This is a genomic window from Paracoccus laeviglucosivorans (genome assembly GCF_900182695.1).
GTDB classification, from domain to species: Bacteria; Pseudomonadota; Alphaproteobacteria; order Rhodobacterales; family Rhodobacteraceae; genus Paracoccus; species Paracoccus laeviglucosivorans.
In genome coordinates, this window is sequence record NZ_FXTK01000002.1 from 15,357 (window position 1) to 29,487 (window position 14,131).

Annotated in this window: 12 protein-coding genes; 2 read left to right on the forward strand and 10 right to left on the reverse strand. The window is 60.7% G+C overall.

All coding sequences use genetic code 11. From position 1 onward, the window contains the following. The first annotated feature begins 255 nt into the window (after nucleotides 1–255). Both FN835_RS02205 and FN835_RS02210 read left to right on the forward strand, forming a co-directional pair. Nucleotides 256–4,581 carry a Hint domain-containing protein gene (locus FN835_RS02205; RefSeq protein WP_221930383.1) on the forward strand — a complete coding sequence of 1,442 codons (4,326 nt, stop codon included), beginning with the start codon at nucleotides 256–258 and terminating at the stop codon, nucleotides 4,579–4,581. A gap of 99 nt (nucleotides 4,582–4,680) precedes the next feature. Beyond that, nucleotides 4,681–4,860 (forward strand): hypothetical protein, encoded by a 180-nt coding sequence (locus FN835_RS02210; protein WP_142661569.1) that lies wholly within the window; start codon nucleotides 4,681–4,683, stop codon nucleotides 4,858–4,860. A 110-nt stretch (nucleotides 4,861–4,970) separates the two neighbouring features. On the opposite strand, the gene FN835_RS02215 is transcribed toward FN835_RS02210, so the two are convergent. From FN835_RS02215 to FN835_RS02260, 10 genes are all read right to left on the reverse strand, one after another. Next, nucleotides 4,971–5,987 (reverse strand): glycosyltransferase 61 family protein, encoded by a 1,017-nt coding sequence (locus FN835_RS02215; RefSeq protein WP_185958550.1) that lies wholly within the window; start codon nucleotides 5,985–5,987, stop codon nucleotides 4,971–4,973. Between the two features lie 120 nt (nucleotides 5,988–6,107). Continuing rightward, on the reverse strand, nucleotides 6,108–7,901 hold the full coding sequence (locus FN835_RS02220; protein ID WP_185958551.1) for a glycosyltransferase: 1,794 nt from the start codon (nucleotides 7,899–7,901) through the stop codon (nucleotides 6,108–6,110). A gap of 320 nt (nucleotides 7,902–8,221) precedes the next feature. Continuing rightward, a complete protein-coding gene (locus FN835_RS02225; protein WP_142661572.1) occupies nucleotides 8,222–9,220 on the reverse strand; it encodes an ABC transporter substrate-binding protein in 999 nt (332 codons plus the stop codon). A gap of 18 nt (nucleotides 9,221–9,238) precedes the next feature. After that, complete coding sequence (locus tag FN835_RS02230) at nucleotides 9,239–10,024, reverse strand: ABC transporter permease (RefSeq protein WP_142661573.1); 786 nt, start codon at nucleotides 10,022–10,024, stop codon at nucleotides 9,239–9,241. After that, on the reverse strand, nucleotides 10,024–10,830 hold the full coding sequence (locus tag FN835_RS02235) for an ABC transporter ATP-binding protein (RefSeq protein ID WP_142661574.1): 807 nt from the start codon (nucleotides 10,828–10,830) through the stop codon (nucleotides 10,024–10,026). Before FN835_RS02235 ends, FN835_RS02230 begins: the two co-directional genes overlap by 1 nt. A gap of 123 nt (nucleotides 10,831–10,953) precedes the next feature. Further along, complete coding sequence (locus FN835_RS02240) at nucleotides 10,954–11,478, reverse strand: TIGR00645 family protein (protein ID WP_142661575.1); 525 nt, start codon at nucleotides 11,476–11,478, stop codon at nucleotides 10,954–10,956. Nucleotides 11,479–11,553: 75 nt separating this feature from the next. Then, nucleotides 11,554–12,201 (reverse strand): aminotransferase class IV family protein, encoded by a 648-nt coding sequence (locus FN835_RS02245; RefSeq protein ID WP_425467445.1) that lies wholly within the window; start codon nucleotides 12,199–12,201, stop codon nucleotides 11,554–11,556. Then, nucleotides 12,159–13,277 (reverse strand): aminodeoxychorismate synthase component I, encoded by a 1,119-nt coding sequence (locus FN835_RS02250; RefSeq protein ID WP_142661577.1) that lies wholly within the window; start codon nucleotides 13,275–13,277, stop codon nucleotides 12,159–12,161. Before FN835_RS02250 ends, FN835_RS02245 begins: the two co-directional genes overlap by 43 nt. A 118-nt stretch (nucleotides 13,278–13,395) precedes the next feature. Further along, the gene (locus FN835_RS02255; RefSeq protein ID WP_425467446.1) at nucleotides 13,396–13,827 is read right to left on the reverse strand and encodes a barstar family protein; all 432 of its coding nucleotides are present in this window, start codon (nucleotides 13,825–13,827) and stop codon (nucleotides 13,396–13,398) included. Further along, the gene (locus tag FN835_RS02260; protein WP_142661579.1) at nucleotides 13,782–14,105 is read right to left on the reverse strand and encodes a YnfA family protein; all 324 of its coding nucleotides are present in this window, start codon (nucleotides 14,103–14,105) and stop codon (nucleotides 13,782–13,784) included. The genes FN835_RS02255 and FN835_RS02260 overlap by 46 nt, the downstream gene beginning before the upstream one ends. Between the last annotated feature and the right edge of the window lie 26 nt (nucleotides 14,106–14,131).

Sequence of the window (14,131 nt, forward strand, 5' to 3'; positions counted from 1 at the left end):
CTGGCCACCATATTAGGCCATTGGTTTTAAATGTGCCGTGACGCCGATCCCATTAAATGGGATGGCATTTTACCGATTGCGTGTCGTTCATAAATCAACCCAACAATATCTATGAAAATCAATGCACAGATGCATTGATCTGGACCCTTATATCCCGTCAACAATCATTTTAGATCGAAGCGAGGAAATATGCCGACGACATTCAATTGGATTTATCTCGGTGTGCCGCGGACCCCTATTACGGGGCTTCCTGTATTGATCGATCCGACCGAAGGTGGAACGATCTCGGAGGGTGCTGCGCTTCTGAATAACTTCACCTTTGGCAGCGCAGGTTCGCCGCTTTATAATCAGATTACTTCTGCGACGACGCAGGATGTGGGGGGAACGGCTGGTTCGTTGGATACCAACAACCTGCTGTCTGATGATTCATTCGTCACGAACATCGGTGCAGGCAACCAGACTTTCACCTATGACGGGGTGGTGGCTTATAATGCGACCGTCACCTATGCCGACGGCACCACGGCGACCACGGTCCTGATCGCGGCACAATCGACCACGGGCGAGCTTTTCCTTGCGCCGCCCGCAACAACTGCCAATGCCGCACTGACCAACAAACCGATCCAGTCCGTCACGTTCAACTCGGTCAACAACAACGACGCCAACTTCGTCGCTGACCGCCTGCAGATCGGCTGGGACAATGGCTATGTCGATGGCACCGCCGGGGCCGATCTGATCAACAGCAGCTATGTCGAACCTGTCGCATCCGGTTCGGATTTTATCGATGGCGGGGACGGGATTTCCAGCTCGGGCAGCGCCTGGCAGGATGACCGCGTGCGCGCGGGAGCCGGCAATGACACCATCCTGTCGGGCCTGGGCAATGACTCGGTCCTGGGCGAGGCTGGCAATGACAGCATCGACGGTGGCGCGGGCAATGACACGATTGATGGCGGGGATGGCGATGACACAATCGTCCTGAGCGGCACCTATGGCAACGACTCGGTCATCGGGGGTGCGGGCAGCGATACACTGACCGGCTCAACGCTGACAACGGCCGCTACGGTGACCTATGCCGCGGGGGCAGGCACCTTCGTCAGCAGCGGAAACACCGCGACATTCAACACCGTCGAGGGCATCGTCACCGGCAGCGGCAACGACACAATCAACGCCGCAAGCAATGGGGCTGCAGCCAGTTTTTCGACCGGGGCGGGCGATGACAGCATCACCGGCGGCGCGGGTCTGGAAACGATCAATGCAGGCGCGGGCAACGACATCATCGACGGCGGGGCCGGTGCGGATTTAATCGACGCGGGCGACGGCAACGACACCGTGAACCTGTCCGGCACTTTCGGCAACGACACCATCACCGGCGGCCTTGGCAGCGACACGATCAACGCATCCACCGTGACAGGGGCGGCGACCGTCAGCTTTGCCAATGGGACCGGCAGTCTGGCGGCCACGGGCGGCACGGTCAGTTTCAATACCGTTGAGGGGATCACCACGGGCGACGGTGCCGATGTCATCAACGCCAGCGGCAACAGCACGCAATCTGCGACATTCTCGACCGGAGGCGGCGCCGACACGATCACCGGCGGGGCCGCGACCGAAACCATCAACGCAGGCGCGGGCAACGACGTCATCGACGGCGGCGCGGGCGCGGATGTCATCGACGCGGGCGATGGCGACGATACGATCAACATGACAGCGAACCACGGTGCCGATACGATCACCGGCGGTGCGGGTTCCGACACGCTGAATGGCAGCACGCTAAACACTGCCGCGAACGTCACTTTCGGCAACGGCACAGGGTCATTCGCAAGTTCGGGTGCCTCGGCAAGCTTCACCACGATCGAGGCGATCACCACCGGCAGCGGCAATGACACCATCAACGCCGCGACAAACAGCACGCTGGGTGCGGTGTTTTCGACCGGGGCGGGCGATGACAGCATCATCGGCGGGGCCGCGACCGAGACGATCAACGCAGGCACCGGCAATGACGTGATCGACGGTGGCGCGGGCGCGGATGTCATCGACGCGGGCGACGGCAACGACACCATAAACCTAAGCGGCACCTATGGCGCCGATACGATCACGGGTGGCCTGGGTTCCGACACGCTTAGCGGCGCATCGCTAAGCGGTCCTGCGACAGTGACCTTCGCCAATGGCACGGGCACCTTTGCCGGGGCTGGCGGCTTGGCCAGCTTCAACACCATCGAGGCTGTCACCACTGGCAGCGGCAATGATACAATCAACGCCGCGACAAACAGCACGCTGGCTGCGACATATGCCACGGGCGCGGGCGATGACAGCATCACGGGCGGGGCCGCAACCGAGACGATCCTTGCAGGCAGCGGCAATGACGTGATCGACGGCGGCGCGGGCGCGGACAATATCGACGCGGGCGACGGCGACGACACAATCAACCTGACCGGCAGCTATGGTGCAGATACCATCGCTGGCGGCACGGGCAGCGATACGCTGAACGGCGCGTCGCAGGGCGCATCGACCGTCACATTCGGCAATGGCGCGGGCACATTCGCCAGCGCTGGCGGCACGGCCAGCTTCACGACGATAGAGGCCGTCACCACCGGCTCGGGTGCCGATGTCATCAACGCCGCGACGAACAGCACGCAGGCAGCAACCTTCGCGACCGGCGCGGGGGCCGACACCATCACGGGCGGCGCCGCAACCGAGACGATCCTTGCAGGCAGCGGCAATGATGTGATCGACGGCGGCGCGGGCGCGGACAGCATCGACGCTGGCGACGGCGACGACACCATCAACCTGACCGGCAGCTATGGTGCAGATACCATCGCCGGCGGCACGGGCAGCGATACGCTGAATGGCGCGTCGCTAGGCGCATCGACCGTCACATTCGGCAATGGCGCGGGCACATTCGCCAGCGCAGGCGGCACGGCCAGCTTCACGACGATCGAGGCTGTCACCACCGGCTCGGGTGCCGATATCATCAACGCCGCGACGAACAGCACGCAGGCGGCCACTTTCGCGACAGGTGCGGGCGACGACACGATCACGGGCGGCGCCGCGACCGAGACGATCCTTGCAGGCAGCGGCAATGACGTGATCGACGGCGGCGCAGGCGCGGACAGCATCGACGCTGGCGACGGCGACGACACCATCAACCTGTCCGGCACCTATGGCGCAGATACCATCGCCGGAGGTGCCGGGGCCGATACGCTGAACGGCGCGGCACTGTCAGGCAACGCCACCGTCACCTATACCAACGGCGCGGGCACATTCGCCAGCGCGGGCGGCACGGCCGGGTTCAATACGATCGAAACGATCACCACCGGCAACGGGGCCGATACCATCGACGCCTCGGCCAATACCACGGCAGCGACCTTTAACACCGGCGCTGGCGCGGATCTGGTGACCGGCGGCAGTGGGGCCGAGACCATCAATGCGGGCGACGGCAACGACACGGTGCTGTCGGGCGGCGGCAATGACGTCGTGTTCGCGGGTGCGGGCAACGACTCGGTCGATGGCGGGACCGGCAACGATACGCTGGCAGGCGGTCTCGGCAGCGATACTGTCGCAGGCGGCGCCGGAAACGACTTCATCGCGGGCGGCAATATCGTCAATGGCAACGCGGTTGACGACAACCTGGCCGACACACTGACCGGCGGCACCGGGGCTGACACGTTTGCTGCGGGCAACAACGATCTCATCTCGGACTTTACCGCGACCGCTGATCCGGCAACCAGCGATTTCGTCGATCTTTCAGGGTATTACAACGACGCTAACCTTGCGATCATCAATGCCAGCCGCGAAGCTGCCGGGCTGCGCCCGTATGAGACTTCGCTTGGCTGGATGCGCGCCGACCAATCCGACGATGGGGTGCTGAACAGTATCAACACCGCCAACGGCTTTGGCGCCAACTTCTCGTTGCGGGTTCAAAACAACGGCACCGCCGTTTCCGCCGACGATCTTTCCAACGCAAACTCGAATGTCGTCTGCTTCTCGGACGACGCCCTGATCGAGACAAAGGATGGCCCCGTGACCGCCGGGGAACTGCAGGTGGGCATGATGGTGCGCACCCGCGATGCCGGACTGCAACCCATCCGCTGGATCGGCAAGCGCGAGTTGGGCCGGCACATCCTGGAGGCCTCGCCCAATCTGCGGCCCATCCGCATCCGCAAGGGTGCGCTTGGGGGCGGGACACCCACGACCGATCTGGTCGTTTCGCCCCAGCACCGCATTCTGGTGCGGTCGCAGATCGCGCAACGCATGTTCGGCACGAACGAAGTTCTTGTTGCCGCCAAGCAGCTTTGCGAGATCGAGGGCATCGACATCGCCGAGGAGATGACAAGCGTCGTCTATGTCCACTTCCTGTTCGACGAACACCAGATCGTCACCTCGAATGGGGCCGAGACGGAGTCGCTTTACACCGGCGGTCAGGCCCTCAAAGCGGTCGGACCGGCAGCACGCGAAGAAATTTTCGCCTTGTTCCCGGAATTGCGCGAAGGCGAAGGCCACAGCGCCGTTCGGATGCTGTGCACGGGCAAGATGGCAAGAAAACTTGCCGAGCGTCATGCACGCAACCGCCGCGAACTGGTGGCCTGACCCAAAGCGCGTCCCGCCATGCGGGCAGCCTTATTCAAATCAACGCGCCGGGCCGCTACCCAGCCCGCCCGGCGCCCTTAAATCAGGGAGAAAACCGTCATGAGCATCCTGTTGAGCATTCTGGCCGTTCTGACAATCCTCGCCATTGGCGTGCTGAGCCTGATCTGGCTTTTGGAAAATGGTCCCGTTCGCGGTTGGTCGGCTTTGCGTATGATCAGCGCGGATATCACCGTCAGCCTTGGCGGCGCGATGTTCGCCGTTTACCTGATCGGCGGCTGAGTATCGCGGCTGGCCCCATACAAACGATCTGCAAAGCGGAACTGTTCAGAGGGGCAGATGACCCGGCAGGACGAGAGACATCACGCCCTGCCATGCCGCCCCAGATCAGCCTAATCCATTTCTTCGGCCATTGGCTGGGATTGCCCGGCGGGGATACGCAAAAACTTGGCACCCGCCGTCGCCTCAATGGATTGCAATTGTGCCTGCATCTCGCTCTCGGGCCAATGGCGCCAAGGTGCGGGATCGGAAATCAGACCGAATTCATGCAAACGCGCGCCGATTTCGGCAAAGTCCACCTCTCCCCATGACGAACGACCGATCCGGCGCATTCGTTCATGGACGTGATCCGCCCGCAATGCGTCGATAATCGTGACCTGACTGCCGCCGAATGATGTCACATGAGTGTGGATGAAATCGACTGCATCCATTGAGCGGCGCTTGATGATCGCCAGTTTCTGATCTGGCCGCGCGACATAAGCCAACAGATGCAGCGGTGAGGCATCAACCGAAACGATTTCCTTGGCTGCGCGATAATGCGCCACCTGCTCTTCCTTGCTGGCCCGATGCGGCAACCATATATCATAGCCCTCGGCAGCAAGCAGTTTTTCCAGGAACAACTCTCCCAGAATGGTGCCGCGATCCAAAGGAAGGTCGCGCCGAGAGATATATAGCCTTTCGGGGCCCTCGGCCTTGGTGCGCGCGGCGGCTGCGCGAGAAAATGCGATATAACGCGGGGATCCGGCAATGATGTTTTCATCCAACCCGAATTCTTGTCGGGGAATAAGCAAGCGTTCGACCCGCGTCGGACCTTTCACAACATTCATCGAAACGTCGATGCCGATTGCGGCCAACAAGCTGACCTGCGTGCGGATTGCGCCATCTGCAACGGGGCCGGCCTTTGGGATATAGACCACCGAGCGGGTATCGACGCCGGGTTCATCCAAAGCCCACAGCCGGCCTGTGGATTCGGTGATAAAGTGCCCAAAATGTCCGAAGAATATGCCACCGAAAATATGCGTGCCGGGCAGATCATCCATCTCGGCGTCGGTCGGGAACGCAATGTCGGCATGACGGGACCGACCATGCGTATAGGATATGGCAGTTTCGATCCGCGTGCCATCTGGCATGAAAACCGCCGATGAATTGACAACGCGCCCATCGGCACCCACAGGCGGAGGAACGATGATCGCATTTTCTACTATCAGAACAGAACTCGTCATCTTATTCCTTCCCCATTAAAATGCTTGCTAAAAAATCTGCGAAACGCTCCGGCCTTCCAAATCGGTGTCGGTAATCTTGTCGGCATCGACGGCATTGCGTTCGCGGATCGCGTTCTGCAAAGTCAACAAAAGCTGTGGCTTATGCATGTTTTCCAGCGCACGTGCCAAGCGACGCATGGACGGCAACGTGCCGTTCTCAATCACATGCAGCACCATCTGTTCCAGATAGCGGCGATATTCGCGTGCCTGCCGATATGTAGAATAAAACTGCCCTTCGGATAGCGATCCTTCCACGCACTTTGTCACGACCGAGGAAAGTTCCCCCATCTGCCGCAGGAATTGCGCGCTGAAATGTCCCGCGCGGCGGGTCTTCAACAAGACCGTATTCGGCCCCGCCATTCGTTCAGCATGAAGCCGGTCTTCGGCCATCAGCGGATCGTAGAATATCCAGACTTTCTGTGCCAAATGCAGTTCGGTAGCCGCATCGGAATAACGCCCACTCCAATCCGCCTTGCGCCCTTTCGAATATCGCTTTTCCCAAGGCACGACGGCTTTGGCCAGACTGGATTGTGGCGAGAATGCGATCACCGTGCTTCCCGGCGCAAGAGATGAAAATGCGCAAGCTGCATATCCACCCATCGAAGTCCCGGAAAAGATCACTTGCTTGAAACGCGAAAAGAAGTCCTTGGCGGCAAGTCTCTCAAGCTCATTGAAAAGCTCTTCCGAGCGATACCAGTTTTCGCGAAACGCCATGACCCCAAGATGCGACCAATCGCGCTTTTGTGCAAAGGCATAACCCCAAGGGTCGCGCATGGTTGTCGATGCGCGCGCATCCGACAGATTGTCGAAACTGACATAAAGCCGTTCTGTGGCGCGTTGCGTAAATTGCAGCGCAAATTCGTCTTCGGCAATATAAAATCCGCGCCGATACGCCGAGTTTGCCAAATTCGTATACCAAGCCGGTGCCGGGATAACCTCCTCGGGCAACGGCCCTTCGGGTTCCGAGTCGATCAGCCCCGCAACCGCCAATGCGTCATCCGTCAGAAATGGAAAATGGGTGATAACCGCATTTTCCATTTCATCAGCCGACAACAACTCCATCCCGCGTTTTTTCACAAGGTGCGGCGTAATGTTCGTGTCGTTAACCCCTGAATTGGTCGCCAGCGACATATGATCCTCGATCACAACGCTTTTGAAACGCCGCCCCAGCGCAAAATGCCCAAATTCGTATATAGAACGCCCTGCCCCGCGAAGCGCCGCGCCTGCGCTGAAATACTCAGCAGGCCAATGATAGACGCCCGTCAGCGGACCATCGGTAACGCTGTACAAGACGCCCCGGACGCTGGCTGCGACAGGCTCGTCGGTTTCAGGGATTTCGGCCAACGCGCTACGCAATATTTCCACATATTCTCGGCAAAGGCAGTCATCGTCGTCCAGCCGGAACTGGACGACCTTGGGCATTTCAAGGCCAAGTTCCGTGAAAACCTGTCGCTGGGCATCGGGCGCAGTAGACAGATCGAAATAGCGCAGCACAACCTGCGGCACCTCGGCACAAAGCGCATTCAGGCGTTTGCGATAGGCCGGCGGCATCAATTGCGATGCAAGCACGATAAACTGAAAATCCTGATCCGTCTGCGCCTTCAGGCTGGCCAGTGTCAGCAGCTCAAAGGTTTTCAGCCGTTGTTCGATCCGCTTTGGCGCAAAAAGCATTTCGGCACGCTGCCGGATTGCAGCAGCGATCTCAGCTTCGTCCTTATTCTGGTAATCTTTCCAGTCACCACGACCAATCAAAGAAAACCTGCATACGCCAACGACTTTCAAGAAGTCCTCCAGACCAATAATTTGGGCAAACGTCGAACCAGATAAAACCAAGACGATCGCGACACACCGTCACCGAACAGGTCTTGCCAACGCATCAGGCGACTTGCCGGGCCTGCCTGCAACCTGGCCATGGTAAGCGCCGTCCCCTGTATCAACAAGTGCGTCGGGGCGAACGCAAACCGCGCCAACCTGTCTTTCATGATAGGCAGGCGCGGTGCGATTCTTCTATAGGTTTAGCGACGCGAGCAACCGGAAAAACCCACAAGGCGGCAGGTTTGCGCTGACAGCGACGGCGGCCCTGATGCCGGGCCGCGCGCGGATCACTGCGCCGCGACCTTTTCGACGAAGGCGTTGGTATAGGTCTTGGAAAGATCAATCTCGGCCCCCGCGATCTCGGGCGAGTTGAAGCTCATGACCTTCAGCACCGCCTCGGCGGCATCGGGATCCATTTTGCCATCGGTCGAGATCATCTCAAGGCTGCTTTTCAGCGACTCGGCATAGATCGCGGGATCGCCGATCAGGTCTTGTGGCATCTTGGCCGCGATCTCCTCGGGCGAGGATTCGTGGATGAAATGCAGCGTATCGACGATGGCCGAGGTGAGCGCCTGCGCCTGTTTCGGGTTCGCGTCGATCCATTCCTGCCGCGTGTAAAGCGCGCCGCCCGCATAATCCGCGCCGAACAGATGGCGTGCATCGGCCTCTTTCCGGGTATCCACCATGATTTTCAGGTCGGGATGGCGCTGCTTAAGCTGCGAGATCGCCGGGTCCAGCGTCACCGCCGCAGCGATCCGGCCCTGCTCCAGCGCCGCAACCGCCGTGGCGCCCACGCCGACGCCCACGACCGAGGCCGCGTTGGGATCGACATTTTCCCGCGACAGCAGGTATTTCAGGAAAAAGTCAGTCGAGGAACCGGGTGCCGACACGCCCACCGCTTTGCCCGACAAATCGGCGACCGAGTTGATTTCCCCCTCTTGTCCCGGCGCCACGACCAGCGCGATGCCCGGCAGGCGGTCCATGACCACAAAGGATGCAAGCTGCTGCTTTTTGGCCGCAAGGCTGATCGTATGCTCATAATAGCCCGAGACGACGTCGGCGCTGCCGCCCACCACCGCCTTGAGCGCAGCCGAGCCCCCCTTGAAGTCGATCAGTTCGACATCGACGCCGTGCTTTTCGTAGTTGCCAAGCTGCTTGGCCAACACGGTCGGCAGATAGCAGATGCAGCTTGATCCGCCGATGGCGATCTTGACCGTCTCGGCTGTTGCAGGAATGGCGCTGGCGGATGCGATCAGCGCGGCGATAAGCGTGGTGCGGATGTTCATGTGTTCCCTCCCCTTGAATCAATGTTGCTGGTCGTTGTCGGGACGCCAGACCAAAAGCCTGCGTTCGACGACCGTAACCAGCCAGTCGATGATCAGCACGAATGCTGACAGCACGAACATGCCCGCAAAGACGCCTGCGATGTCGAACATGCCTTCGGCTTGCGCGATCAGATAGCCCAGCCCCGCCGATGCACCCAAATATTCGCCGACGACCGCACCCACGACCGCGAACCCGATCGAGATGTGCAGCGACGAAAACACCCAGCTTAGCGCCGAAGGCAGATAGACATGGCGCAGCAGCTGTCGCTCGCTCATGCCCAACATGCGGGCGTTCTGCAGGACGGTGCGGTTCACCTCTTTCACGCCCTGATAAACGTTGAAAAAGACAATGAAGAACACCAGCGTGAACCCCAGCGCGACCTTGGACCAGATGCCAAGCCCGAACCAAAGTGTGAATATCGGGGCCAGCACCACGCGCGGCAGGGCATTCGCGGCCTTGATATAGGGGTCGAACACGGCTGCGACCTTTGGCCTGCGCGCCAGCCAGAAGCCCAGGATCAGCGCCGCGACCGTGCCGATGACAAAGGCCAGTGCCGCCTCGATCAGCGTGATCCACAGGTGATACCAGATCTGGCCTGACGAAAACCACGCGACGATCTGTTTCAGCACATCCATCGGCGTCGAGAAAAAGAACTGCGTCCGCGACGGATCTCCGAACAGCGTGGTCTGCGTCAGCACCCACCAAAAGGCCACAGCTACGACCGCGACAAGTACTTGCAGCGTCAGAAGAAGCATTCTCGACATCAGGCTTTCATCCCCGTGCTATGGCCGTAAGCTTTCAGCACCTGTTCCTTGAGGATGTGCCAGATATCGCGGTGCAGGCTTTGGAATTCCGGCGTCAGCTTGATTTCCGACACATCGCGCGGACGCTCCAGCCCGATGGGGAAATCGCCCATGATGCGAGCATCGGGGCCGGTGGACAGGATGACCACTCGGTCAGAGAGCGAAATTGCTTCCTCAAGATCATGGGTCACAAACATCACCGCCTTGCGGTCCTGTTGCCACAGATCCAGCAGCAGATCGCCCATGATAAGCCGCGTCTGCGCGTCCAGGGGGCCAAAGGGTTCGTCCATCAGCAGGATCGCCGGATCGCGGATCAGCACCTGTGCCATGGCGACGCGCTTGCGCTGACCGCCCGACAGCATATGCGGGTAACGGTCGCCAAAGCCGCGCAGGCCCACCCGCACCAGCCATTCATCGGCCCGCGCCAAAGCCTCGCGCCGCGGCGTTCCCGCAATCTCCAGCGCGATGGCGACGTTATCGCGCGAGGTTTTCCAAGGCATCAGCGCATCGGCCTGAAACAGATAGCCCGCCTCGCGGTTCAGGCCGGACAGCGGCTTGCCATGGATTTCGACCACCCCGGCCGAGGGTTTCAAAAGCCCCGCCGCCGCATTCAGCAGTGTCGATTTGCCCGACCCGGTCGGTCCTACGATGGCGACGAATTCGCCTTTGGCGACGTCCAGATCGGCGTTGGCCACCGCGCGAAACGGCGCCTTTCCAGTGACGTTGAAGCTGATGTCCACAGCCCTAAGTGAAACGGCTGACACCATGCAGCTCCTCCCTCGATTTATTGCGCACCCCCTCCGCTCAGCGCGCGCCCCGTCAGGCGCCGTCGAAGTGCCGTGCGACTTTAGCCCGGCGCATGTTTGTGCTGCAAGCGCCGGTTGCGCAAATCAGGCTTTGACCAGCTTCGGCTTCTTCAGCGACTTGGCGTGATTGGCGATCCAGTCCATCGCCGCCAGAAGCACGCCCGAAATGACAAAGACCAGATGGATAACGACCATCCAGCGAATATCCTCGGGGGTGTATTTCTTCACATCCATGAACACCTTAAGCAGATGGATGCCCGAAATCGCCACGATCGAGGCGACAAGTTTCAGCTTAAGTCCCGAAAAATCGACCTCGCCCTGCCAGTCGGGGCGGTCTTCGTGCCCATCCAGGTCCATGCGGCTGACAAAATTCTCATATCCCGAAAAGATCACGATCAGCATCAGGTTCGCGGCCAGGCTAAGATCAATCAGCGCCAGAACGCCCAGAACGGCGTCGTTGACGGTCATCACCGGGATGATCAGCGCGAATTTCCACAGCTCGACCAGAAACACCCAGACAAGGATCACCAGACCCAGCGCCAGTCCCAGATACATCGGCGCCATCATCCAACGGCTGGCAAAAAGGCTGCGTTCGATAAGGCGTTCCATCATGGCTCCTGCTGGGAAATGCGTTGGGGCCGCAGATATACATGCGGGCCGCCCAGCACCAGACCGGAACGCCCGTCAGCGGCCCTTCGCCGCAGTCAAGACCGCAGGTGACAATCCACGCAGCGCATTGCCGACCCAAAGCCTGACATCGGGCAGGTCACGAACCATCAGCACCTCCTCGGTGCACCGGCCCCACGCCAGCATGTCGGCGCGCAAAACGCCCGGCAAAAGCCCGCAGCGCAAGGGCGGTGTGCGCAGACCCTCGCCCCGGTCGAAAAAGATCGTGGTGATGGTGCCGTCGCAAACCTCACCGCGTTCGTTCTGCATTACCAATTCGTCGAGGCCGGCGGGCAAAGCGGCGCGGGCGGCGTCATAGGCGGGCCTGCGCGTCGATTTCACCTGCAACCACGGATCATCAGATTGCAGGTGTTCCTGGGCAAGCCCCAGCCGCCATTCCGCAATAGGTGCGGCCAGCGGGCCATGTTCCACCGTCATCGCACCGCAGCGGTCCAGCAGCAGCCGCAATCGCCGCGGCTGCCCCGCAGGACCGCTGAACGCGGCGCGCGCCGCATCCATATCCAACGGCCAGCCCAGCCGCGCGGCGGCGCTTTGCAAACGCGCCAGATGCCCCCCCGCCATGGGACAGGCCGCACCATCCCATAACGCGGTTTCGATCAGCCTCAGCTGCGGGTCGTCAAGGGCTGGATGAAACGGGCTTTCCACAATGCCTCCTCCCATTCGCTTTCGGCGGTGGAATCCGCCACGATACCGCCGCCGACATTCAGCCGCACATTGTCACCGCGGATCGCCAACGTCCTGATCGCAACAGAAAAACGCGATGCCCCGTCCGGTGCCATCCACCCCAGCGTGCCGCAATAGATGCCGCGCGGGTAAGGCTCCAGCTCGTGGATGATCTCCATCGCGCGGATCTTGGGCGCTCCGGTGATCGAGCCACAGGGAAACAGCGCAGGCATCAGCGCCGAAAGGCTGGGCGGCGCGGCAAGCCGGGCGGTAATGCGCGATGTCATCTGATGCACGGTCGCATAGCTTTCCACGGCGAAAAGCTCGGGGACCTTCACGCTGCCGATCTGCGCCAGAACGGAAATGTCATTGCGCAAAAGATCCACGATCATCAGGTTTTCGGCCCGGTTCTTTTCCGACGCCGCAAGCTCCGCCGCCAAAGCCGCGTCCAGCCCCGGATCGGCCGAGCGCGGCGCCGTGCCCTTCATCGGCCGCGCCTCGATCCGGCCATCGGCACTGGTGGCAAAGAACAGCTCGGGCGAGCGCGAGACGATGACCGGCCCCACGCCCATATCCGCGAATGCCGCGTGGCCCACGGGCTGCAGCCGCGCCAAGGCCGCCGCAAGTCCCCTTGCGCTCCCCTGGCGCAGCCGCGTTTCCAGCGGAAAGGTCAGGTTGATCTGATAGCAGTCGCCCGCCGCAATGTAATCCTGCGCACGGCGGAATGATCGGATATATTCTTCCTTTAAGATCAATGGTATTACGGCATCAATCTCAATTTCTTCTATAGCGCTGTCAGTTGCCGCAACTGGCGCGTCATACACACCCAGCACCAGCAGCGGGTCAGCCGATTTCGGTAGCAGCCCTTTCAGGCGCGGCTCAAGCGCCAGCCCCGCCTCATATGCCAGCCAACCCGCTATCCAGTGCCCCTGCGCCCTTGCGGCATCGGCCCGCGCCAGCGCCGGACGCAGATCGTCCGCGCCATAGGCCACGATCAAATCCCGCGCATGGTCAAACCGGATGGGCGCATCGCCGGGTCCGAAATCGCAAATGATCATACTGACCCTCCTGAGCGGCAGCAGATAGCAGCCGCACACGGAAAGCAGAAGCGGTGGATGCGCAGCATCTGCGGTATTTTTGCGCGGCCAGCCATGACGCGGGTATCTGTCCCGAAGATTATGCAGGAACCAAGGTTATCTGCGGGTGATCGGCAATAATCTCCAGCAGAATATCGAAATAGGTCTGCCCGGTTCCGGCCTCAAGCGCGGCCAGCTCGGCCTGAAATCTGGCGGCGTTGAATTGCTCGGGCCGGGCCAGCTTGGCGCGGTAATAGTCCCGCGTTGCCTGCATCCCCAAATCAGCGCAGCTTTTTTCCATGTCGCGCCAGATCAGGACCAGCGGACCCGGACCAGCCGCGCCAAAGCCGCCGAAAAGCAGATCGTTGAAAGCATCCAGACTTTCGCCGATCCGCCAATCCTCATCCTGCATGAAAACACAATTGACTTCTTCGTAAAATTCTTTGATATTTCTGAATTTATTTCCATCTATGATCAGCGTCACGCTCATGCGCGGGCGACCGACAGAATGACCGCCGCGCCAAGCAGGCATAGCCCTGCTCCGATGATGTCGGCGGTGCCGGGCCGCTCGCCCTCGACCAGCCACATCCACAGGACCGAGGCGACGATATAGACCCCGCCATATGCCGCATAAGCCCGCCCCGCAGCCGAGCTTTCGACCTGTGCCAGAAGCCATGCGAATGTGGCCAGTGCGACCATCCCCGGCAGCAGCCACAGTGCAGATGCGCCCGAACGCCACCACGCCCATACGGCGAAACAGCCTGCAATTTCGGCAAGCGCGGCAAGGGGATAGATCACGAAAGCATTCATGCCGCAGACCCTAGCCCGCAGTCGCG